Genomic DNA, 22,824 nt, shown 5'->3' on the forward strand with positions numbered 1-22,824 from the left:
AATAAACCTGACAAATACTAATGCTTTCATTTTTCAAACTTTGGCAACGAGTTGTCGTACTTTTGGCAGTTGTCGTACTATGTATCGGTTGTAGTAGTGTAGCGACCCTCGATCACAACCCCTGGCAAGTACTGACTGTACCATCAGAAGCTAATTTTCAAGATATCACTTTTACAGACGACACCCTGCACGGCTGGCTTGTCGGTAGCAAGTCAACAATTTTAGAAACCCACGACGGCGGCGAATCTTGGCAGCAAGTTAGCCTAAACTTAGACGAAAAAAATAATCTATTTACTTCTGTAAGTTTTGATGGCGACGAAGGCTGGATCGTTGGAGAACCTTCTATACTGCTCCATACTACCGATAAAGGTAAATCTTGGTCGCGAATTCCTTTAAGTGAAAAATTGCCAGGTAAGCCAGATACTATTATTGCTTTGGGTGCTAATTCCGCAGAGATGACCACCGATGTTGGCGCTATCTATCGGACGACCGATGGCGGCAAAAATTGGAAAGCAATGGTTCAAGAAGCCGTAGGCGTGTTGCGGAATATCGCTCGCTCAGATGATGGTAAATACTTAGCAGTTTCAGCAAAAGGTAACTTTTATTCTACTTGGGAACCTGGTCAAGAAGCTTGGCAAGGACACAATCGCAATAGCTCAAGGCGTGTTCAAAACATGGGTTTTGGCAAAGATGGACGGTTGTGGATGTTAGCGCGTGGTGGTCAAGTTCAATTTAGTCAGCCAAATACGCTAGATGAGTGGGATGAAGCTCAATATCCAGAGTTTTCTACTAGCTGGGGATTAATTGACCTAGCTTATCGGACACCAGAAGAAATCTGGTTGGCTGGTGGTAGCGGCAATTTGCTCTGTAGTTTTGATGGTGGCAAAACTTGGCTCAAAGACCGCGAAATTGAAAATGTGCCATCTAATTTGTACAAAATAGTTTTTGTCAAACCCGATCAAGGATTTATTATTGGTCAGCGTGGCGTGTTACTAAAATATCAAGCACCCGTTGAAGCAGCAGCTTAAAATTGAATTTTGTAGGTATATATTCCTATAAAAAAAAGATACAGCGACTCATAAGTTTTGATGTGAGTTTCGTAGGATAATAGTTGTATCAGGCTGGAAAAAATTAGCTTTTAATGGAGAGGTATTACTTTATTATTTAGGTAAGTAATACTCAGTGATTCATCGCACCATCGATATTTGTTGAAAAGGAGAAACTTGAATGTCAGGAGTTACCGGAGAGCGTCCATTTGGGGACATCATTACTAGCGTTCGTTACTGGGTGATTCACAGCATCACTATTCCAGCATTGTTTATTGCTGGCTGGTTGTTCATCCAAACAGGTCTAGCTTACGATGCTTTTGGTACGCCTAGACCAAACGAATATTACACGCAAGGACGGCAAGAATTGCCCATCGTGCGCGATCGCTACGGGGCCAAACAACAAATCGACAAATTTATCGGTAAGTAATTTAACATGAATGAAACTAATCAACCAATTCAATACCCAATTTTTACAGTTCGCTGGATAGCCGTTCACACTCTTGCTGTACCATCAGTATTTTTCTTGGGTGCGATCGCGGCTATGCAATTTATTCAACGATAGGAGAAACTGATGCCAGAAAGATTACCGAATCCTAATAGGCAGCCTGTTGAACTAAACCGCACTTCGCTGTTTTTAGGCTTATTACTTGTTTTCGTGCTTGGTATCCTGTTTTCTAGTTATTTCTTTAACTAATAAAATAGGCTACGGTTTAGTTATTAAGGGAGGATAAAAATTGTGAATGCAAGCGGTAGAATTCCTTTGTGGGTTGTAGCCACTATTGCTGGACTAGGTGTAATTGTTGTTGTCGGAACTTTCTTTTATGGTTCTTACACTCACATGGGTTCATCTTTGTAATAGATGAGTTAGAAGTTAACTAACCTAGCCATAAAAAACAAAAAATTGCTACAAGCAATTTATATTAAAAAACCGCCAATATTGAAAAAGGCGGTTTTTTAATCTTTGGAGGCTACTTAGTCGTTTACAGTATCTTCTCGTTCAATGTACAAGAACATAAATATTAAGCCTATAGCTGGAAAGACTAAGCAAGTTAAGGGAACTAAAAGCGATGGCAAGAAAGAAGCTGAAAATAACATCAGTTAAATCTCCTAGGTCGATAAAACAATTATTGCAATTGACTTTACTGCAAATTGTCATCAATTAGCCAATTTATCAAGATTTTTAACAAAACTGCCAATAATCTTCCTTGGCTTTTCGCCGGAATCTATCTAAAAGTAGACGTAATTTTCAGATAATGCGATCGCAGTTAGTTTTTCTTGATAGCATAGCAAAAGCGACCAATACTAGCTTTATTTACTGTTATCAATTCTGTGGTTATAGATTTTAAGCCTTGGAAAAACGGTAGTAAATTATTAGTCTTTGCACCGTCAAAACTTGATTCGTTGGAGTTCCACTTTTGCCACCATCCCCAGGTTTTTAAGTCTTGGGGAATAACGTCTACTGTAAATAAGTAAACTCCTGGGTCAATATCTTTAGAATTAATATTAGTTACAAAACTAATGTTATTTTTATCTGTCTTCCAGCCATTTAGTTGGATTGCTTTTAATCCCTTTACTGGTTGAAAGTCTTTTTTTATTGTGTTGAAAGACTGCGCCACCGAACGAATAGTAACCGCCGCAGGTTCAATTGGTAGCGTATAAGGTAAGGGATTATAAGGTACTTGATAATTTATACGATGATTATCATCAGTATTTTTGTTGATATTAATAATTTCAATCGGTTGCTCGTCTACTTTCACCATTACTTTGCCATCATTAATAGTTTTTAATCGCCGGATTCCCTTCGGCAAGGCTGGTAAGTTTTCTGGTTGAAAAGCGGATGCTTGACTGACAAGTTGCGGATAAAAAATTGCAAATTGCTCATCATTAATTAAACTATTGCTAGTCTTTTTAATTTCGTTAAAGTAGTTATAAATATTACCGTAGCTACCTAGTACAAGCACGTAAAAGGGTCTAAATTGTTCTATTTTTTTACCTTGAGTGTTATAAGCAAACTGTGTATTTTGGATACCAACATCGTAAACTATGCCATCAAATTCGCTTCTAATCGCCAAAATTCCGACAGCGTAACCTTTTTGTAAATAATCTTCCTTCAGCTTTTTCAAAACTAAATTAGTATCAGAATCTTTTTGATACAAATCCGTGACTATAATAGAAACTTTATCTTTACCAGCAGGTGTGATCGCACTTTCAATTTGACTAACTCTAAAAATTGGATTGTCTCCAGTATAAAATCCTGGTAATTTTGCTTGCAAATAAGCTTGTCGATTGATTTGTTGCTTGGCTGTACCGAAGCGAAAATATTGAACTTGCGAAGTTTTCCAAGTGGTTGTGGAAGCTCTATCTAGCAAATCTAATGTTTGCGCGTAACGACTATTTGTAAAGTTTTTTGTAAATCCCTGCATTGACGGCGTACCATCAATTTGAATGATGGTAGTTACAGACTCTGACTTCTGGTCAATAGCTGAGTTGTCACTTAAAGGTACGCAAGTAGGAATGACAGTTTTAGGTTTACAGGAAGTCATCAACAAGCAAGCTGCGATCGCAACTAGCCATCTGAGTTTAATCATGCTAATTTGTACCGTAAGATGCTAAAAATATACTTTAAATTTAAGATTTTTAACAGGTATTTAGACAATCGTTACCGTAGCATAAAATACTAAATTTTAACAGATATTTTGGCTCCACCTGTAGTTTGGGAGGAAAAATGGAAACGTGGATATGGGAAGTTATTAGAATTGTTGTTGTCAGTTTAATTAGTGCAGCAATCATGTTTTTACTACAACCTTGGCTTTATCAAAATGGCATTATTCCTTTAAATGATGTAGAGCCAGAAGCTTGGGTTGGTGATAATTATATTATTGGTGCAGTTACAGTATTTTCAGTTTCAATCATTGCTGTTATTTTGTGGTACGTAATAGCTGCCAAAGCTAAAGTTCAAAGTGCTAAAGAAACTTCATCAATGACAATAGTTTGGTGGATATTTCTACTTTTGCCAGTGCTTAGTATTTGCGCGGCAATTTACTTTTTTAATGATAGCAACGATGCCTTACTATCCCTAACCGGATTTTTTGTTTTTGATATTTTACTTATATATTGGTTTTCTACTGCAATAAGTTCTCCACGCTCGTTGATGTTCGTTGTCCCTGGAGCCTTTTTTCTGCGTAACTTATTTGGTTTAAGATAATGACACTTTATATTATTGCAATTGGCGGAACGGGCGCAAGATGCGTCGAAGCGGTAACTCAGTGCGCTGCTGCTGGGTTGTATACACAAGAACCGATTAAAGTTCTGTTTGTAGACGCTGATGAGTCTAACGGCAACTTATCTCGCACTAGCGAAACTATCAAAATTTATCAAGAATGTTACGAATTAGTTAAAAATAATGCTCAAGTTCCCTGGATGAAAACACCAATAGAATTATTGAGCTTTTGGTCGCCATTTAGTAATAGTACAAATAAAACTCTAGGCAGCTTTTTAAACTACAACAGTTATAAAAATAACCACCCAGCACTGGGACATTTATTTGATGTTTTATATACTAAAGACGAACGAGAAGCACCCCTTGATGTAGGGTTTAGAGGCAGACCAGCAATTGGTTCGGCAATTATTAGTCAAGTAAATTTTGATGAGTCAGAGCAAGAACCTTGGGCAACATTGATTAAATTAATTCGTGCGGATCTAGGTACGGGGAAGGCAGTAAATATATTTTTATGCGGTTCAATTTTTGGAGGTACTGGAGCTTCAGGCTTTCCGACAATTGGACGGTTATTAGTAAATAAATTGAGTAGATTAGAAGGACGCAATCGCTTAAAAATTGGCGGGCTATTGATGCTACCATACTTTGCTTTTTTAGTGCCAAACGAGCAAGATAGTAATGGAATATATGCCCGCGCCGATCAATTTTTACTTAATACCGAATCTGCCTTACGTTACTACGTAAACGAAGCTCAAAGTACCTTTGATGCTGTTTATATGCTAGGAAATCAAAACCCTACAAACGTTCGATTTAGTGTTGGTAAAAATAGCCAATGCAACGAACCGCATTTTATTGAATTGTATGCAGCTTTAGCCGCCAAACACTTTTTACTTAATTCCGCAAGTGGCGAACCAGGAAAAGTAATATTAATGGGGCGTAATTCTCCAGGACGAGTTACTTGGAAAGATTTACCAGATACCGAGGAGGTAAAGCAAAAGCTAGTAAATACAACTCGATTCGCCTTTGCTTGGATGGCGAATCTTGTGCCAGAACTTGCCTACGCCAGCAAAGTAGGTGTCAAGGGTTTTCAGAAACAAGCACCTTGGTTTTCTAGTTTCTTTCGCCCCGTACAAGGGTTATTTGGCATGATTGGAAGTAGAGAAATGCAGAGCTTGCCAGAATTTAATGATGCAGCCGAGCAAGAAGCTATTGAAACTATTAAAAAATGGTGTAATAGTTACCTGCGTTGGTTGAATAAGTTGCATTTTTCGGGAGATAATATTGAGCTATTTAGACCAGAAATGTTCACGGGAAGTGAAAGCAAGCTAGGCACTGAGAACTTTGCTGGGCTTGTATTTGATGATAGTAGAGATAAGGATAAGCGATCGCAAGATACTATTCAATTATTAAAGGAAAGATTGGATACGAGAAATTTGGGACAGGCGGGAACCGTTGGACTAGCTAAAGCCCTTTATTTGCAGTGCAAACCTTAAATAAAAATACTAATGAATAGCGATCGAGTTGAAGAAAATTCTACCTTTTTACTGCCAAAATTGAAACCAGATACCGATCTTAAATCTAGTTCGGCTGGACAGTGGGATATTAGACAATCTATAGAGTTTCAAAATGTTGCTAAAAGCTTAGAGTTTAGCGCAGGCGGGCAAGATATTAAAAGTGTAAGTTCTATTCCCAATATGTGGGCGCGTCCCCTTTCCATGGAAATGGCATTACACATTAATGAGTATCCCATCCGCCGCCAAATGATCGAACAATGGCAAGGAATGTTAGCGGCTATAGCCCTAGCAGAAGTGCGCGGGTACGATATTAAAACTAAGTTATTGGAGTTAGGTAACTTAAATCAGTTTGACGATTTTGCTCGTTCCTTAGTGGAACTTCTACCTTCACCAATCAACTCTTTATATAGCCTCAATGGGAAGCATCCTTGGCAAGATATTTATGTATTTCTATGGCAAGGAAAAGCTGTAGGGATGACCTCGCCAAGCACTTTAGTTTGTCCTTCTGAAGAAGGCGAATGGAGGGGTTTACCTTGGTGGAATAATGGGCGCTTAGGTTCTCCCGTTGAGTTTCTAAATGCTGATGAGAAGAATCAACTAAGTTTATGGCTAGAGAAATTAAGGCGCGAGTTATATAAGCATAGTGGTAATCGCAATCCTTTAAATACTATTGCTGGGTTGATAATAGAATTTCAAAATAGCTTGCATTCTAATTCTAGCTTGATAGAAGTACCAGAAGAAACGTTAAATTTTGCTTTGAGTGTTAATCCACAGTTTTTTGGCGATGAGCTTAATAGAGGCGTACTAAAAGCTTTGAATACACCACTTAAAGCTCAACCTAAACCTTCAAGCGTACGTTTGATTCCGAGCCTGCAAAGACAGAATGTTCGAGAATTATTAATTATTGACCCAGATATTGATAAAAAGTGGAATCAGCCGCCTCAAAATATTTGGATACACGATACAACCAATTTAACTAGCTTAAACTTAGAGGCTTTACGTAAAAAACAACTAATTTGGAATGTGCGCTGGGTAGAAGCTCAAAACTTATTAATGCCAGATTTTTATTTGGTTGCTCAAGAAAATGCTTTCCCCGGCTGCTTGCTTCCGGCTGGGTGTCAAATGCTAAGTTACAATGGACAGCGCATTACCCCATTAATTCCTATTAATCCAATTTTATTAGAGTACTTTACGCCAGAAGATTTAGTTAGAAAAATTAGTATTGAGCCTATTAATGGTAATACTGGAGTGCGGGTAGTTGTAGATTTACCACTTTATGGATTAGATGGGGGACAATCTACACAGAATTATCGTTTAGTTCGCGAGTATCCAATTAGTGAAGAAAATGTATTATCGGAAGTTCCGGTAGTAGAATTATGGCCCAATTTCAAAGCTGATAACTGGCACGAATATTACGCCTTTTATTATGATGGAGAATATGCAGATGATACCTTTCAAGTCCAACTACCAGATGCGGTGGAGCCTCACCCCTTCAATGATGGTAGAGGAATTTATCAAATTGCTCGATTAACAGAATTTCCTACTTATATTAGCTGTCATAATAGCTTACGAAATCAACTAGGCTTAATGCTGCTAAAAACTCCCCACACCGTAGGCAAAACTCACGCTAGTGATTGGACAGTTGGGGTCGATTTTGGTACGTCTTTTACCAACGTATACATCAATCGCGACGATGTAGTTACACGATTGACTTTAGAGTCGCTGCACCTCATGGTAACAGAGAGCGATGCCGATGCGCGCGATCGCGTTATGATTAATTATTTCATTCCCACCGAGCCGCCATTCCCCCTGTCTAGCGTTTTGACTACTAAAAAAAGCTCCAGAAAAAGTGAGGAGCAAACTAGACAAGTTTTAGATGGCAGGATTTATATTCCCAAAGATAGCTCTACATTTAAACCTGACGAAGAAGGAATTAAAACCTATTTAAAATGGTCAACAGAAAACCTAAACTTCAACCGATTATTTATAAAAAACTTAGTGTTACAAATTACCGCCGTAGCCGCTAAAAATGACGTTAAAAAAATCCAGTGGTCTTTATCTTTTCCTTCAGCTTTTTCTAAAAATGATAAAAATAGGTACGTCAAAAGTTGGCAAGATATAACCAAAGATATCCAAGCTAAAACGGGAGTTGAGCAAAGCTGTCCAGAGGCTGGCAATAATAGCTTCTATCGGACTGAAAGCTTAGCAGTTGCTCAATATTTTGCTGATAAAGAAGGGGTAAACTTAGTCAATAGTACCTGTATAGATATGGGGGGTGGAAGTTCGGATATCTCTATTTGGGAAGAAAATAATCTCGTTCATCAATGCTCAGTTCAATTAGCAGGAAGGGATTTGTTTGCTCAGTTTTTGGAGTTAAATCCTAAATTTCTCAAACGACACTTTGAAGTTGATATATCTCAATGGCAAAACTTAAGAGGTGCGAAATTCTCGGCGAAATTAGATGTTTTGTTACGACAAAAAGGTGATTATTGGCTCAATCATCAGCGAGATTTAGTTGCAGAAGATAAAGAGTTTCAAGAACTTATTCAACTTACAGCCATAGGAACTGCGGGACTCTATTATTATGTAGGGATACTTCTACGAGTTTTGCATACTGAAGGTAAATATAACAAAAATAAAATTACCCCAGTTTATTTAGGTGGAAATGGCTCTCGTTTCTTGCATTGGTTAGCAGAAGGAGGAAGATTTAATCGTAGCTCCGAAGCAAATGAGCTATTAAGTAAAATTATGAGCTTAGCCTCAAAATTTGATGATACTCATGAAGATACTCTGTTAAGTTCTGCACCCAAAGATGAAGTAGCTTGCGGATTAGTATTGAGTGATAGTAAGCTCACGGGATTAAAAAACAAAGGCGATTTGGTTTTAATTGCTGGCGAAGTATGTAGCATTAATGGTGAACCTATAGACTGGGATTCTCGTTTGACTATTAGAGCCAATGAACTTGATAGTTTGTCTATAGAAGACAAAATTGAAGACTTTTCTATTCCAGAGGAATTAAAGCAGTTACCTAAGTTTTTCTATGCTTTTCATGCGGCTTTACGAATACTACAAATTGAAGGTATTAAACCCCTAGAAGGCTACAAAGTTTTAAGGGAATACTCAGTTGATAGAGATAGATTAGAAAATCAAAAGTTGTGGAGCGACACGAGTAGAGAATTAACCGCATCTTTGCTCAAAATCCGGGGAAATACAGATGATATTCGGATTGAGCCACCCTTTATTTTGGCATTAAAAGCGTTATTAAGTGTATTAGGTAAACGGTGGGCAGAAAAATGGAAAAACAGAATTTAATTAAGTATTATTGTGCTTTATTTTTAGTGCTAGTTGTATTAACTGGCTCTAATAGTGCAGTCGCTCAAACTTCATCCCCGACTTCTATCCCTATAGATAAACCAACTATAACTGCATCCCCAGCGATGACGCAAAGCAGCGAACAACCAAAAGCGGAATCTAACAATAATATGCTTTTCCCCTTACTGCTCTCTATAATTGCACTAGCAGCTAGTGGAGGTGCGATCGCATTAACAATTCTCAAAAATAAAGAAATTGGTATCAGCACAAGTTCGCTGGATACTAAGCTTAAATCCCTTGAAAAAAGATATGCTGACCTATTGATTTCTCAGTCTACTTCATCTCCTAACCAACAACCTGACAAGAGTATTCGTAGTTATGAAAATTTCAGTAATACCAATGTTTATTTAGAAGTAACTATTGAAGGTATTGCAGCACGAGTAAGTGAAATTGAAAATAGCTTACAAGTAGCGCAAAATAACAATCAATCAATTAATTATTCTCAGAATACATATTCCTACAACCAATCTCCCAATTTAAAAGCTGATATTGATCCCTTCAAGCAGACGGCTCATTTATCTCAGTCTAACGTTACTCAATCGCTAGAAGACTTATCCTATATTGAATTAGTAAACACCTATAATAGCAATCCAAAATTATTAGAACAAAGAGCAATTAAAGTTTCTGAACCTACAGATAGCATTAATAGAAGGCATACTGATAGTAGCCAAAAAATAGTTTTAGAAAAAGCTAATAACTCTAATTATTGGGTTATACACAATGACATAGATATAAGTTGCTGGCTACTACCAAAAAGCAAGCTAAGAATCGATCAGTTTAGATACGAAACAACCAAAGCATTGTTTGAATGTCAGGGCTATCAACCAGAATACTCTAGCTTTAAGCTAGTAAAACCTGCTAAAGTTATTCCTCTTTCTACTGACGAGCAAACATGGCAACTTGAAGAACCAGGTATTCTTGAATTTACCCAAGAAGCTTAAAATTACTATTTATACAGCTAAAAAACATAATAACAGTAAATCTACGAGCTAAATAATCTTTGTATCATGTCATTTAAGGAACAAGAATTAGTTGAAGCTTATAATAAAGCTCCGAGTTCTTTACTTAGTAAGGTTGTAAAAGTTTCGGTTAAGCAAGAAAGTATTGCAGCAACTAACAGCGATTCAATTATATTAGCAAGTATCGGCAACGGTAATTACTGGATTGTTGATAATTTCGATACTAACTACTGGTTGATACCGAAAGCAAATTTAAAAATTGAGCAATATAGGTATGAGACTGTAAAGTTATTGTTCGACTGCAAGGATTATGAGCCAGAATATAATAGCTTTGAGTTAGATAAGCCTGCTCAGGTATCGATGCTTGCCAATAAGTGCGAATGGAAGCTTGAAAAGCGAGGTATATTAAAGTTCATTAATCCTTTAAAACCTACGGATGCTCAACAAAAAGACAATTTTGAAACTATACCTTCTAGCTCCTCAGACACTGCCAAAGATCAACTACTACAAACGTTACCTTATGCTAAGTTGTTAGATATTTATAATCACAATCCGAAGTTACTAGAGAAAGATGCCATTAAAGTATTAGAGACTACAAATAGTATCAGTAGAAAGCGCACTGGTATCAGTAAGCAAATAGTTTTAGAAAAAGCAACTAAATCTAATTATTGGGTGGTGTACGATAATACAAACAAAACCTGTTGGTTATTTTTCAATAATAATATGAGAGTTAGTGAATATAGGTCTCAAGATATTCAAGCTTTGTTTGAGTGTTATAACTATCAACCAGAATACTCAAGATTTGAGCTAATAAAACCTGCTAAACTGATTTCTCTTGCTACGGAAGATCGAAAGTGGATAGTTGAAGAACTAGGCATACTTAAATTTATTTTATAAAAACATTCTTGTTCATAACTATGACCTGGTTTAGTTGGTTATTACTAATATTATGCATAGCATTATATTTGAGAGTTCGTAAGCTTTCTCGAAAAGTTAGAAAGATTAAGGAGGTTGAGTATTTATTGGAAAATCAACGGCATACAATTCTTGATTTGTATGCTCAACTACAAAAGCAACATAATTTAGTTGAAGACTTAACTTACCACCTAAATCAAAAAAGTAGTGGCAAAAAAAAGTATTTACAGCGTAAGTTATCAGATAATCAGAGTAGTGTTAACGAAGTTAATAGTATTAGCACTGTTATTTTAAAAGAGCAAGAATTAATTGAACTTTATAACAGCGAACCAAGTTCGTTATTGAGTAGTGCAGTAAAAGTTTCGGTTAAGTCAGAAAACTTAATAAGTATAAATAAAAACGAGCCAGTCTTACTTGCAAGTATAGGTAATGGTAATTATTGTTTAGTCCACGATACAGATACGAGCTACTGGTTGCTACCAAAAGCCAACTTAAAAATCGACCAATATAGATACGAAACAGTCAAACTATTATTTGAATGCGATGAATATGAATTAGAATTTGACGATTATCGCTTAGACAAGCCTGCTAAAGTATCAATGTTACCAAACGAACGAGAATGGAAACTTGAGGAGCGCGGTGTACTGAAGTTTTTGAACTCGTTATATGAGGAACTTGTCAATATTTATAATCGCGATCCAGATGTATTGGCTGCGTATACTATTACTAAAGTTGCTGCATTTATGAACGACCATCAGCAAGTTATTCTAAAAAAAGCAGTTAGTTATGATTACTTAATTATTGATGGAAAAGACGAAAATTATTGGTTAGTACCAAAAGAAGAAATAAAAATTAGTTTTTTAACCTATAAAGAACTTCAAAAATTATTTGATTGTGACGATTATCAGGAAAATCATTCAAGTTATATACTTGCAAAGCCTGCCAAAGTATCTGCTATTTTGGAACAAATACATTGGCAGTTAGAAGAACGAGGCAAAATTAAATTTTTCTAAGATTTGAAGTTGCTTAGAAAAATTTTGGGTGAAACAGTGCAAGGATTTATTCTAATTAAATTCTGTGGCTGTCGAGTTGCTGGCGTAAATTGTCTATATTAGCAAGTAAATCGGCTTGAGAATTGGGGGTTTGTTCTTTTGATGCCATCCACTTGAGCTTGACACTGGAAGTTGCAGATTCCTCCTCTCCAATAATTAAACACGCGATCGCACCACTACGATTGGCGCGCGCAAATTGCTTTTTAAACCCGCTCCCACTTAAATCTAATTCGACGCTAAACCCCGCTTGACGCAGCTTTTGCGCTAATTTAAGAGCTTGAGCTTCCGCCTCATCGCCTTTAGAAACTACATAAAAATCTATTACTGGCGCGGGGAGTGGTTGCAGTTGTTGCAGCAATATAATCAAGCGCTCTAAACCAATCGCCCAGCCTACCGCCGGAGTCTCTGCGCCTCCTAATTGGCTTACCAATCCATCATACCGACCACCACCACAAACTGTTGCTTGCGCTCCTAAGTCGTCGGATATGATTTCAAAAGCAGTTTGAGTATAGTAATCTAAACCCCTTACCAAGCGCGGATTTACTTTGTAAGCAATATTTAAACTTGTTAGCAACTGCTGTACTTGCTCAAAGTGTTGCTGAGAGTAAGTACCCAGATACTTCAAAATACTCGGAGCATCTTGAGCAATTTCTTGAGTACGTTTATCTTTACTATCGAGAATGCGTAAAGGATTGCGAGTTAAACGCTCCTTTGAATCAGCGTCTAATTCATCTTTGTAGGGAGTGAAATAGTCAACCAAAGCTTGGCGATAGTGCTGTCTATCTTCAGTATTGCCTACAGAATTGATATCTAAGTGGAGATTTTTTAAACCCAAAGTCTGTAAAATGTCAGTAGCGATCGCAATTACCTCGACATCGGCTCTAGGATCGGCACTACCCAATACTTCTACCCCTAACTGGTGAAACTGTCTTTGTCTTCCAGCTTGGGGACGTTCGTAGCGAAACATTGCCCCAGTATACCAGAGGCGCTGTACACCTCCTTGAGCGTGGAGGCTATTTTGAATATAAGCGCGTACTACTCCGGCTGTACCTTCTGGGCGCAAAGTAATTGAATAGTTCTCGCTGCGGCTATTGAAAGAATACATTTCTTTCCCCACAACATCCGTTGCTTCGCCAATTGAGCGTTTAAATAACTCCGTCTGTTCAAAAATTGGGGTACGAATTTCTTGATAATTGGCATGATTTAGAATATTTCGGGCGCATTCTTCTATTTTTTGCCAGTATTCTACTTCTGTGGGCAATATATCCCGCGTACCACGTAATGCTTGTATTGCGTCCATAATATTTTATTTGTCACCTGACACGATTTTTAGCATCAAGAAACTTTAGTTGTTGGTAAAGTGTAGCAATTCTCGGTAACTGTGTACCCGCACTATGCACCATCCGTAAAGGGTTGCCAAAAATTGCTTCTACTTCCAAAGCTCGTTTTTCGTCGTAGTCGATTTTCATGCTAGTGCGGTAGGGCTTCATTTTAGCAGTATGTTCGAGCATTTGGTCAATAAAACTATCGGGAATAGTGCGATCGCACTTTTTCGCCCCCGCAACCACTTCATTCATCAATTCTCTAACTAAAGCCAATGTACTAACATCTGCCATTAGCGCGCTCGTTGTCGCATCCAAAACTACCGAAAGCCCGTTGTAAGGAATATTCCAAACTAACTTTTGCCACCTTGCGAGTAACAAGTCTTCGGCTAATTGAATTGGAATCCCCGCCTTTTCAAAGTCAGCGCCAATACTCCGCATTCGCTCAGAAATACCCCCAGACTGATAATTTGGGCTATATTCGCCTAACTTAATTTCTTTGTAGTCTAAATGACGAATATGTCCCGCGCCCACCTTATTAGAACAAAGAAAGCACAACCCACCCATTACCCTAGAATTGCCCACAATTCGGGCAACCTCTGACTCAACTCCTAATCCATTTTGCAAAACTAGCACCACGCCATTGTCTTTAACTACTGGGGGTAAAAGTTGAGGCAGTAAATGATTTTGCGTTGTTTTTAGAGCCACTACTACCACATCGCATTTAGGCATTGTAGAAGCGCTATTGTAGGCATTAACGCACTGCAAACTAAAGTCATCGCCCTGGGATTCAATAACTAAACCATGCTCTTTAACGCGATCGTAATCGCGATGTAGCAAGAAATGGACTTCTTTACCCGCGCGTTGCAAGCAAGCGCCGTAGTAGCCACCCAGCGCCCCCGTCCCTAGAATGGCATAGGTATTCACTTTATTACTGTAAAGGCTTGACATCGTGAAAGTGGCTGTAGTCAATATAACGATCGCCATTGGGCTTCCACACCAAGATATCAACAAAACGCATATTCCAGAGAATATCTTGACTTGCAAAGCGATAGTGAGCGTAGATATTTTGTCCTACGGTTTCATCTAATCCTGTTAGGGTAACTAAGATAGTCGTTTCATCCTCAAACAGCGACTCTTGGCTAACTCCATAAAGGGGACTACGCTCGTCTATGGGATGTATTGCCGTCCAGGATAGGGAAAAACTAGGGTTTTGACTGCGGAGTAGCTTCAGATCGTAGATGCGGCGGATAAAATCGCCCTCGGAAGTAATTTCATCTCTAGCTAGACTGACACGCAGAGATGCTTCTAAAATCAAGTTGCGGCGCTTGTTGGCAGTACGAAACATTAAAGTTGGTACGCCTTCAAAAGGTGCAATTACTGCTACTCGACTAAAAATTACTCTAGCGGTAGGGCGCGAAAATCGCGCAAACATCAAGCCTGTCGCCATCGTCACCCCAAACAAACCAACTAAAGACTCCGCCGTAACTAATAAATGGGCGTAAGTTGTCTTGGGATACATTGCACCATAGCCAATCGATGCCATAGTTTGAACGCTGAAAAAAAAGGCATCGAGGAAGTGACCTGGACGCGCATTTTCAATTCCATCGCCTCCGGCTATATAAGCTAGGGCAAATAAAGCATTAGCAAGAATATACCCGGTGCAAATTAACGTCAAAAAACCTACCCAAGGCAGCGTCAGTAGTAAATGGTATGGATCGTTCCAGTAGTTGTACCATGCCCCTAGCCCTTCTATATTCAATCGTCCGTTTTGCTTGACAAAATACACGATGTTTGCAGAAAAGCGACGCTTTTTTTTTCATAAAGGTAATTGGTGCTTAAGGTCGTCGGTTCTTGGTTTTACGTTTGGTAAAGCGTCTAAATAAATTACGGACAAAGTTAGGGGACGCAGACTTACGCTGAGAATTTGGGAAACTCGTACTTGGCTTTATACCTTGTTCGGCGCGATCGCCTTGAGTTATAGGTATAGCATTTTTATCTGGGACAATTTGCGATCCGTATCTGCGAGCGTAGACTTGAGTAAATTCTGCCCCAAAGAACAAAATCTGCGCCGCATAATACACCCAAGCTAAGATAATTACTAGGGAACCCGCCGCGCCGTAAGTCGAACCAAAGCTACTATTACCCAAATACAAGCCTAAGCCATATCTACCAATAGAAAATAGCAGAGAAGTAATCGCCGCGCCAATTAAAACATCGCTCCAAGTAATTTTGACATCGGGTAAAAATTTGTAAATTAGTCCAAATAGTACGGTTGTAACTACAAAACCTAGAACGAAATTAGCAACTTGTAATAGAGAAGCAATTACGGGAAACAACTGACCTAAATAAGCTACAACTCCTGACAACAAAGCGCTAAGTAGGAGAGAGACTAAAAGTAAAAACCCAATTCCTAGCACCATCGAAAATGATAAAAAGCGAGCACGGATAAAAGTACCTACACCTGCTTTTGGATCGGGTTGGACTTCCCAAATAGTATTGAGCGCGTCTTGCAGTTGAGCAAATACACCCGACGCGCCAAATAGCAGCACAACAACACTGATAGCCGATGCTAAACCGCCGCCTTCTTGGGGTTTAGCCGCGCTTTCAATCGCTGTTTGAATAAATTCCGCACCATCTTTACCAACTAAGCCTTGAATTTGTCCAACAATTTCACCTCTAGCTGCGTCTTCGCCAAATACCGCTCCCGCAATTGCGATCGCAATGATTAATAGCGGTGAGAGGGAAAAAACTGTGTAATAAGCTAAGGCGGCGGCTAATCTTGAAGCTTTATCTTTGTTCCATTCGTCAAATGTTTCTTTCAGCAGAGTAAATATTGTTTTTAATTTCACTGCCAATTCTCCTTACTGTAGGGTGCATCTTTAGATAGTAAACTTAGCTCTTATTTCTGTAATGCCCTTTTAGCAGGAGATATAGCAGTTTTAGATTAGGGAAAAGTTCGTAACAAACGTAACTGCTCCAAACACTACAGACTTGTAAGAAAGAATTTAAGATACTACCTAGTATTTGGAGTAACGAGTATGGGCGGCAATATTCACAGTAATAGCGTTGACGACCAGCAAGAGATTCCTGGTTCAATTCCCCCAGAACCCGGCACAAATTGGCAAAAAGTAATCGCGCGTTACTTTCAGTTTGACTATTACAAAACCAACTTTAAAACTGAAATTCTGGCAGGGATCGCTACTTTCATGACTATGAGCTACATCTTAGTAGTGAACCCGATTATCTTGTCCAACGCTATTTTTCTCAACCAACAAGGAGACTTATTTTCGCAGTTAGCTGTTGCAACGGCGATCGCTTCCGCCGTAGGAACGCTCTGTATGGGCTTATTTGCCAACTATCCTTTTGGTTTAGCTCCTGGAATGGGAACCAACGCATTTTTTGCTTTTTCGGTAGTTATCGGGCTAAAAATTGATTGGCGATTAGCTTTATCCTGCGTATTTGTGCAAGGACTAATATTTGTTGCTTTAACGTTCACCGATGTCCGCCGCCTGCTGATTAAAACTATTCCAGACACGATCAAACACTCTACGGCGGCGGGTATTGGTTTATTTATTGCCTATATTGGACTATCGGGAGATCCAGCAACCGGGGGCGCAGGGCTGATTGTCGCAAGTGTTGCCACCAAAACCGCCTTTGGGAACTTAAGTCAACCTGCAACATTAATGGCTGTGGTAGGGCTATTAATTACCTCTGCGTTTGTAGTGCGGCGCGTCAGAGGGGCTTTGCTATTAGGAATTTTTGCCACCGCAATACTAGCTTGGATTTTGGGCGTTGCTGCGCCACCTCAAGGTATATTTGCTTTGCCGCAATTACCGAAAGACTTGTTTGGACAGGCAATTACAGGGATATCGGGGCTTAACCCCAGTAATATTATTGACTGGTTGGCAGTGCTACTTGTGTTTTTATTTGTAGATGTTTTTGATACCGTTGGTACACTTACAGGAGTAGGAATGCGGGCGGGTTATATCGGCGCAGATGGAGAATTGCCCCGCGCCAATCGCGCTTTAACGGCAGATGCGATCGCAACTACGGTAGGGTCATTATTTGGAACTTCTAGCGTCACTACCTATGTAGAATCTATTTCGGGTGTACTTGAGGGCGGGCGGACTGGGTTTACCGCCGTTATCGTTGGAATTTTATTTATACTTTCTTTATTTTTTGTCCCCATTTTTCAAGCTATTCCAGCCTTTGCAACTACCCCGACTTTAGTAATTGTGGGCGCAATGATGCTCTCTCAAGTTACAGAAATCCGATGGGACGATTTATCTGAAGCTATTCCGGCATTTTTGACTATGTTTATGATTCCCCTTACTTATTCAATTGCCGAAGGATTAGCGATCGGTTTTATTGCTTACCCGTTAGTTAAATCTTTTCAAGGTAAAGGTCAAGAAGTATCGTTAGGTACTTGGATTATTGCGGGTGTTTTTGTTGCAAGGTTTGTCTTTATGACATTGCGTTTTAACTAACTATCTATACTAAAACAATGACTCGTCGTAAAGTGAAGTTGTATGTCGAACTTACTAGAGAGAATTACAGTCAACCCCAAGCAATGCGGTGGTCGTCCCTGTATACGGGGAATGAGAATTAGAGTCTTAGATGTGTTGGATTTGTTTGCGGCAGGGCTAAGTGCTGAACAAATCTTAGAGGAAATGCCCGACCTTGAAGCAGAGGATCTTAAAGCGGCTCTAATCTATGCTTCACGCAAACTCGATCATCCAGTGTTGGTTGCATGACTATTTGGGTTGATGCACAATTATCACCTGCGATCGCAATCTGGATCGCCAGCACTTTTAAAATCACAGCCTTGGCTCTACGCGATATTGGTCTGAGGGATGCTGAAGATATTGTAATTTTTGAGGCGGCAAAAGCTCAAAGTATTATCCTTATAACCAAGGATAGTGATTTTGTTGATTTGGTCGCTCGTTTCGGCACACCACCACAAATTATCTGGTTGACGTGTGGAAATACATCGAATGCTCGGCTGCAAGAAATTCTCGGTACTACTTTGCTAGAGGCATTAGAGTTTTTGCAAGGAGGTGAATCGCTAGTAGAAATCAGTGGGAAATAGTGACTCAGCCGCAACAACTCACTGCGCCCAACGAAAGTTTGAAAAGATAAGAATCGCTCGCCATCAATGTATAATACAGTACAATTGTTTTAGCTTGGAACAAATCCTCAACGGGCAAGGGTAGGAGGTTATTTTATGAAACCCGTTCGTGATCGCAAATTACTCAATACTGTTGTTAGTGTTGGAATTTTGGCAGTTACTTCGCTTTTGACAATGAATTTGGGTGCCAGTGGCGCTCCAGTAATTACATCCGTCGCCACACCAGGATGTAATATCAAACGCAATATTTCCGTTGCTACAGGCAAAAAGCTATATCACCTTCCGGGTATGAGAAATTACGAAGCAACGATTATCGACCTAACCAAAGGCGAAAGATGGTTTTGCACAGAAGCAGAAGCGAAGTCCAATGGCTGGATTAAAGCCCAAAGGTAGTTATGACATCACGGAAAAGTGGGAAGTCTCTATTGCCAACTTTGCCTACTGGTGAACAGAATGCTTAGTTAACTTGTTGCCCTCCATAGCATCAAACAGGTAACGGCGGCACTAAGAAGTTCGTAAACAGCCGCACATCAAAGCTGGTATCTGCTAGAGAATTTACTAATCGTTCATCCAAAGTTAGTAATGGTGCGCTAACTTGCCGTGCCAGTGCTACATAGCAGCCATCATACGCTGTGATGTTGTAGTCCAAACTAATTTGAACGGATTGAGTCATCAAGTCTTTGTAGGTTGGCTCGAACATACTTCCATAGTGTGTTAGCGCACTCAATGTAAAACAAGTCAGGGACGAAGAACTCAGCAGATGGAGCGTTTAGATGGTCGAATAGCTGATTGACTTTTGGGGTTAATGGGTCAGAAATAAATTGATTAATGCAAATATTAGTATCCAATACGCCTCTTAGCGAAGCCGTCATCTGTTGCGATCCTCTCGAATTAAAACAGTGCTATCTGGTAATCCAAAATTAATCGGGTTAACTTTAGGACGGCTACGAATCCTTTGTAAGATTTCCGACATGGGCTTTGTCTGCGGTTTTTGAATTCTTTTTAGCTCATCGGGCTGAAACCCTTGCTTCAGTAAATAAATTACTGCTTCATTAAGAGTAAAATTGTTTTCAGCAGCAAGACTTTGAATGCGATTATACAGTTCGTCTGGCAAGTTTTCAATTTGAAGGGTAGCCATTACATGCTCAGAGCAGCTTAATTGTTACATTGTCAGCGCTTAACCCAACCCTGTAGGAAGCAGAGGTTATCTGCGGCTTAACTTGGTCTTTATGCCACAAGTATTTGGTAGGAAATCCACTTGAAATCTATCTGTCATAAAAGGTAAAACTTTTTAGCTTCTCTCAAAAGAGATCGCCATTGTAGTATTAAAAAGCTCCATCGGTTAGTTTCGGAAATGAGGCTAAACTTTATAACGGGTAAAGCTCTTATAACCAATCACTTAGCACCTGATGAACCCCGTCAAAGATCCGAAAGACTATATAATTCAAACTGGTACAATTTGCCTCTGCTTAAAATAATTCCTAGCTATGTCTAGTTTGTATACAGAAAGCTCTGAAAAGTGGAAAAGTTTTGCTTCGATAGATTACTTTACTCAGTTCGTCAAAGCTTGGATTGCTTTTAATGCTTGGTATAAAAATTACTATTCATCACTCAAAACTGATAGAGAAGCAATAGATGAGATAAAAGCTAATGATAATAATTTTCGCAATAAGCTTGTTAGCCTTCTAAAGAATCAAGGCAACGAGGGTGCTGCCTTCAAGTCACGTATTGCAGAGCTTCATTTAGAGTTGGAACGAAAACATATATTTAATAAAAAAGATGAGCGCATAACTTTTGAAAAAAATACAATTCAAAAGAATCCCAATAGGCAAAATAATTTTGAAGCAACCGTTTAATATACAAGGTTGAAAGAGAAATTTTAGGAAACCCGCAAAAAGAACTGCAAATTTATATTATTTGTCAAAATGGCAATAATAAGTTTACTCATACTCAAATCAATGGTTTTAATATAGATGATCTTATTTGTCAGCAAGCTTTCATAAAACTGACGCAAACTCAACAAAATAATCTCAAAGCTTGCTATGGAGAGATCGCCCCATCGAAGCCAATTAATTTGCTGACTGATGAAATTGATAACTGCATTCAAATGGAAAACCTTCACTTTATTAACGATCCAGATAAGCTTTGCAAAGGCATTATAGAGATTTTATATAAACTTAGAAACGTCTTGTTTCATGGCAAGATTATTCCAGACAGTGATACTAATAAGGTTTACGAACCTGCGTATCAAATTTTGTATACACTCATTCAAGCTCTTTGACAGCTTTTTGAATTTTTTAGACTATATAGTGTTTAATTCATGAACTTAGCCGATATCCTGAAAGACTCAGATTACAAACTTTCGCAATTTACTTCCTCTGAAATTGAGCAGTTAGAGCAGACTATTACTCTTAAGGAAACCAAAAGCGGCAAAGTTCCCTACACGATTTGTTTGGTGCGCCAAAAAGCAATTAAACTTACTCCCGATGAAGCGATCCGGCAGCTATATCTACGGGTTTTGACAGTCGGTTATCAATGCCCGCTTCCTCGACATCCACAATTTGAGCAGCAGATTTTGTCTGCAATTGCTCCTGAAAAGCTTGACGTTTTAGCTCATCCCGTTCTCGGTATCCGTAGGTCTTTTTTTTCGACTGACACCGATTTTTTGGATTGCGTCACTAATGCGAGGGCTGTGTCACATTCTCACCCCACAGTTTTCCTATCTGGGCTTTGGTTTTACCACCATGCTGCCGAACACACTCACGAAATCTTTGCCAGTCTGTAATTTTATGTCTACACCCTTGCTGATAGTTCGTGATTGCCTGACAGTTCCCAGTTTGTTCTTCTCTTTTGAGCCACAGGTCTAAGGTATTGCTACTGAGGCTTGAACATCTTTCTTCTGTTCACCTCGTTTGACTGCCGCAATTGCTTTTTGGCGCAGGTCTTCACTGTACGGGGATGGCATAGCCGCTCCTGAATGCTCTTCTACCTTCTACTATAACGTCCTAACTTATCTCTGTAATGCTATACCATTGCGAGCGAGCAAGGATTGTTAGCCTTTAAGTGGGCATTTGAGCGCCAAAGCCCCAATGGTGGTTTTGGGGTTTCGCAATATCCTGAATTAGTTGCCTTTTTTGGTTCCTATGCGCGGAGTCTTCTGTTACTAAACCAGGCAGATTTTAATACTGAGGCTAAGGAATTGGCTCGTTATTTACCGCAAAATTTTCGCACCATGGAAAAACGCTGGGAGGAACGGGAGGCGAGTAACCCAGTAACAAACCAACTTTTTTGGTCGGCATTTTGTTACCACTTGATTCACCTCGTTCAAAAGCAACCTCGATTAGAAACCAAAGCTAGAAGTTGGAGCGACAGAGGTTTGCAGCGTCAACGAGTTGATGGCAGTTTTCTTGAGAAAACTGGCAGCGATATTCACTACCAACAAGTGAGTTTAGAATTATTGAGCTTGTATAGTTTTTATGACTCCAAAGGTAAGACCTATATTCATCCTTATTTAAGCAAAGGTTTTGCTTGGCTTTCGCTAAAGGTTTTAGCCGATGGCACAATTGATGTTTCGAGCAATACGCGCACGGGTAGAGAGCAAGAAAAAAATCCGGCGGGGGAATTCAAACAAGGTCGCTTTGGCAGCCCGTTACCATACATCTACTGGAGTTATCTAGGCGGGGGCTTAGAAGCTAGACAGATGGCTTCACGGCTTGCTCAGGCACGTAAAACTCGTACTTAGCAGCCTTTAGGGTTGAGATAAGCTCGGCACGATCGCGCGATCGCTACCATCGATGCAAGTATTCATTGCCTGAATGGCAGGGACAGCAATTTCTCGGCGCAAACCTACTACACACTCGGCAAAGCGTACGGGTAATAAGCTTAGACGACAATAATCAAGGACTTCGGCAATTGTTTCTTCTGGGCTATTAATACTAATTCCGACTACGCAAGTTGCCAATTCATTGGGCTGCCTAACTTGCCTGCAAGTAATTAGAGCATCGGTTGCCAAGATTTTGGTTTGCCTTTGGATGTCGTAGACGCAAGTAGATAGGGTTTTGGGAAACAAGGCGGTAGCACAGGCATTCGATACTGCATCGGCAGAAATATTGAGAGCTAGTAAGCGGGCAGCGCAAAAGCGATAATCATTGAGGTAGGAAGAAGAGACAGATGCCGCCATAGCCGGATTTAGCGCTAATCCAGACATCACCAAAGGAGTAGCTGCTAAATGCAACCAATTAGACTTACGATTATTTTGCTTAGGACTAAACATATTACTCAGAGTTACTTGAG

26 protein-coding genes and 1 pseudogene are annotated in these 22,824 nt (G+C 39.4%); 17 read left to right on the forward strand and 10 right to left on the reverse strand.

Annotated features, from left to right (window positions below):
* Window positions 1-20 precede the first annotated feature (20 nt).
* From AC2VE5_RS03210 to AC2VE5_RS03230, 5 genes are all read left to right on the forward strand, one after another.
* Window positions 21-1,028 carry a photosynthesis system II assembly factor Ycf48 gene (locus AC2VE5_RS03210; RefSeq protein ID WP_486886339.1) on the forward strand — a complete coding sequence of 336 codons (1,008 nt, stop codon included), beginning with the start codon at window positions 21-23 and terminating at the stop codon, window positions 1,026-1,028.
* Window positions 1,029-1,227: 199 nt separating this feature from the next.
* Window positions 1,228-1,476 (forward strand): cytochrome b559 subunit alpha, encoded by a 249-nt coding sequence (gene psbE, locus AC2VE5_RS03215; RefSeq protein ID WP_486886340.1) that lies wholly within the window; start codon window positions 1,228-1,230, stop codon window positions 1,474-1,476.
* 6 nt (window positions 1,477-1,482) lie between these two features.
* The gene (gene psbF / locus AC2VE5_RS03220) at window positions 1,483-1,611 is read left to right on the forward strand and encodes a cytochrome b559 subunit beta (RefSeq protein WP_486886341.1); all 129 of its coding nucleotides are present in this window, start codon (window positions 1,483-1,485) and stop codon (window positions 1,609-1,611) included.
* Window positions 1,612-1,620: 9 nt separating this feature from the next.
* Window positions 1,621-1,743 (forward strand): photosystem II reaction center protein PsbL, encoded by a 123-nt coding sequence (gene psbL / locus AC2VE5_RS03225; protein ID WP_009634026.1) that lies wholly within the window; start codon window positions 1,621-1,623, stop codon window positions 1,741-1,743.
* Window positions 1,744-1,785: 42 nt separating this feature from the next.
* Complete coding sequence (locus tag AC2VE5_RS03230; RefSeq protein ID WP_486886342.1) at window positions 1,786-1,905, forward strand: photosystem II reaction center protein J; 120 nt, start codon at window positions 1,786-1,788, stop codon at window positions 1,903-1,905.
* Window positions 1,906-2,021: 116 nt separating this feature from the next.
* Here AC2VE5_RS03230 and psaI read toward each other — a convergent pair whose 3' ends face one another.
* Window positions 2,022-2,144 (reverse strand): photosystem I reaction center subunit VIII, encoded by a 123-nt coding sequence (psaI, locus tag AC2VE5_RS03235; protein WP_486886343.1) that lies wholly within the window; start codon window positions 2,142-2,144, stop codon window positions 2,022-2,024.
* A gap of 170 nt (window positions 2,145-2,314) precedes the next feature.
* Window positions 2,315-3,637 carry a hypothetical protein gene (locus tag AC2VE5_RS03240; RefSeq protein WP_486886344.1) on the reverse strand — a complete coding sequence of 441 codons (1,323 nt, stop codon included), beginning with the start codon at window positions 3,635-3,637 and terminating at the stop codon, window positions 2,315-2,317.
* Window positions 3,638-3,774: 137 nt separating this feature from the next.
* Here AC2VE5_RS03240 and AC2VE5_RS03245 point away from each other — a divergent pair, with 137 nt between their 5' ends.
* The 6 genes from AC2VE5_RS03245 to AC2VE5_RS03270 all read left to right on the forward strand — a co-directional run bounded on the left by AC2VE5_RS03245 (window position 3,775) and on the right by AC2VE5_RS03270 (window position 12,039).
* Window positions 3,775-4,254, forward strand: a complete 480-nt coding sequence (locus AC2VE5_RS03245; protein WP_486886345.1) for a hypothetical protein — start codon at window positions 3,775-3,777, stop codon at window positions 4,252-4,254.
* Window positions 4,254-5,759, forward strand: coding sequence for a tubulin-like doman-containing protein (locus AC2VE5_RS03250; RefSeq protein ID WP_486886346.1), 1,506 nt, complete (start codon window positions 4,254-4,256; stop codon window positions 5,757-5,759). The genes AC2VE5_RS03245 and AC2VE5_RS03250 overlap by 1 nt, the downstream gene beginning before the upstream one ends.
* Before the next feature lie 12 nt (window positions 5,760-5,771).
* Complete coding sequence (locus AC2VE5_RS03255; protein WP_486886347.1) at window positions 5,772-9,092, forward strand: hypothetical protein; 3,321 nt, start codon at window positions 5,772-5,774, stop codon at window positions 9,090-9,092.
* Window positions 9,074-10,093, forward strand: coding sequence for a hypothetical protein (locus tag AC2VE5_RS03260; protein WP_486886348.1), 1,020 nt, complete (start codon window positions 9,074-9,076; stop codon window positions 10,091-10,093). The genes AC2VE5_RS03255 and AC2VE5_RS03260 overlap by 19 nt, the downstream gene beginning before the upstream one ends.
* Window positions 10,094-10,159: 66 nt before the next feature.
* Window positions 10,160-11,008: a hypothetical protein gene (locus AC2VE5_RS03265; protein ID WP_486886349.1), complete on the forward strand. Its 849-nt coding sequence runs from the start codon at window positions 10,160-10,162 to the stop codon at window positions 11,006-11,008.
* Between the two features lie 20 nt (window positions 11,009-11,028).
* Complete coding sequence (locus AC2VE5_RS03270; RefSeq protein ID WP_486886350.1) at window positions 11,029-12,039, forward strand: hypothetical protein; 1,011 nt, start codon at window positions 11,029-11,031, stop codon at window positions 12,037-12,039.
* A 55-nt stretch (window positions 12,040-12,094) separates the two neighbouring features.
* Here AC2VE5_RS03270 and hisS read toward each other — a convergent pair whose 3' ends face one another.
* Genes hisS through AC2VE5_RS03290 form a run of 4 tightly spaced genes read right to left on the reverse strand, consistent with a single transcriptional unit; the run spans window position 12,095 to window position 16,252 of the window.
* Complete coding sequence (gene hisS, locus AC2VE5_RS03275) at window positions 12,095-13,378, reverse strand: histidine--tRNA ligase (protein WP_486886351.1); 1,284 nt, start codon at window positions 13,376-13,378, stop codon at window positions 12,095-12,097.
* A gap of 13 nt (window positions 13,379-13,391) precedes the next feature.
* A complete protein-coding gene (locus AC2VE5_RS03280; RefSeq protein WP_486886352.1) occupies window positions 13,392-14,351 on the reverse strand; it encodes a putative 2-dehydropantoate 2-reductase in 960 nt (319 codons plus the stop codon).
* Window positions 14,332-15,189, reverse strand: coding sequence for an ion channel (locus AC2VE5_RS03285; protein WP_486886353.1), 858 nt, complete (start codon window positions 15,187-15,189; stop codon window positions 14,332-14,334). Before AC2VE5_RS03285 ends, AC2VE5_RS03280 begins: the two co-directional genes overlap by 20 nt.
* A 49-nt stretch (window positions 15,190-15,238) precedes the next feature.
* Window positions 15,239-16,252: a YihY/virulence factor BrkB family protein gene (locus tag AC2VE5_RS03290; RefSeq protein WP_486886354.1), complete on the reverse strand. Its 1,014-nt coding sequence runs from the start codon at window positions 16,250-16,252 to the stop codon at window positions 15,239-15,241.
* A gap of 189 nt (window positions 16,253-16,441) precedes the next feature.
* Here AC2VE5_RS03290 and AC2VE5_RS03295 point away from each other — a divergent pair, with 189 nt between their 5' ends.
* The 4 genes from AC2VE5_RS03295 (at window position 16,442) to AC2VE5_RS03310 (ending at window position 18,924) form a co-directional block, all read left to right on the forward strand.
* Window positions 16,442-17,890, forward strand: a complete 1,449-nt coding sequence (locus AC2VE5_RS03295; protein ID WP_486886355.1) for an NCS2 family permease — start codon at window positions 16,442-16,444, stop codon at window positions 17,888-17,890.
* Between the two features lie 42 nt (window positions 17,891-17,932).
* The gene (locus AC2VE5_RS03300; RefSeq protein ID WP_486886356.1) at window positions 17,933-18,157 is read left to right on the forward strand and encodes a DUF433 domain-containing protein; all 225 of its coding nucleotides are present in this window, start codon (window positions 17,933-17,935) and stop codon (window positions 18,155-18,157) included.
* Window positions 18,154-18,492, forward strand: a complete 339-nt coding sequence (locus tag AC2VE5_RS03305) for a DUF5615 family PIN-like protein (protein ID WP_486886357.1) — start codon at window positions 18,154-18,156, stop codon at window positions 18,490-18,492. The genes AC2VE5_RS03300 and AC2VE5_RS03305 overlap by 4 nt, the downstream gene beginning before the upstream one ends.
* A 135-nt stretch (window positions 18,493-18,627) precedes the next feature.
* Complete coding sequence (locus tag AC2VE5_RS03310) at window positions 18,628-18,924, forward strand: sunset domain-containing protein (protein ID WP_486886358.1); 297 nt, start codon at window positions 18,628-18,630, stop codon at window positions 18,922-18,924.
* Window positions 18,925-19,015: 91 nt separating this feature from the next.
* On the opposite strand, the gene AC2VE5_RS03315 is transcribed toward AC2VE5_RS03310, so the two are convergent.
* The gene (locus tag AC2VE5_RS03315; RefSeq protein ID WP_486886359.1) at window positions 19,016-19,231 is read right to left on the reverse strand and encodes a type II toxin-antitoxin system VapC family toxin; all 216 of its coding nucleotides are present in this window, start codon (window positions 19,229-19,231) and stop codon (window positions 19,016-19,018) included.
* A 168-nt stretch (window positions 19,232-19,399) separates the two neighbouring features.
* Complete coding sequence (locus AC2VE5_RS03320; RefSeq protein WP_486886360.1) at window positions 19,400-19,669, reverse strand: hypothetical protein; 270 nt, start codon at window positions 19,667-19,669, stop codon at window positions 19,400-19,402.
* 349 nt (window positions 19,670-20,018) lie between these two features.
* Between AC2VE5_RS03320 and AC2VE5_RS03325 the strand changes: the two genes are divergently transcribed.
* Window positions 20,019-20,387 (forward strand): hypothetical protein, encoded by a 369-nt coding sequence (locus AC2VE5_RS03325; RefSeq protein WP_486886361.1) that lies wholly within the window; start codon window positions 20,019-20,021, stop codon window positions 20,385-20,387.
* A 657-nt stretch (window positions 20,388-21,044) separates the two neighbouring features.
* Here AC2VE5_RS03325 and AC2VE5_RS03330 read toward each other — a convergent pair.
* Window positions 21,045-21,496: pseudogene (locus AC2VE5_RS03330) on the reverse strand (IS630 transposase-related protein); the annotation flags it as partial.
* 84 nt (window positions 21,497-21,580) lie between these two features.
* On the opposite strand from AC2VE5_RS03330, the gene AC2VE5_RS03335 reads away from it, so the two are divergent.
* On the forward strand, window positions 21,581-22,273 hold the full coding sequence (locus AC2VE5_RS03335) for a hypothetical protein (protein ID WP_486886362.1): 693 nt from the start codon (window positions 21,581-21,583) through the stop codon (window positions 22,271-22,273).
* A gap of 6 nt (window positions 22,274-22,279) precedes the next feature.
* Here the strand turns inward: AC2VE5_RS03335 and AC2VE5_RS03340 are convergent, their stop codons facing one another.
* Window positions 22,280-22,804: a hypothetical protein gene (locus AC2VE5_RS03340; RefSeq protein ID WP_486886363.1), complete on the reverse strand. Its 525-nt coding sequence runs from the start codon at window positions 22,802-22,804 to the stop codon at window positions 22,280-22,282.
* Window positions 22,805-22,824 lie beyond the last annotated feature (20 nt).

The sequence above is a fragment of the Aliterella sp. E5.1 genome, assembly GCF_057473825.1.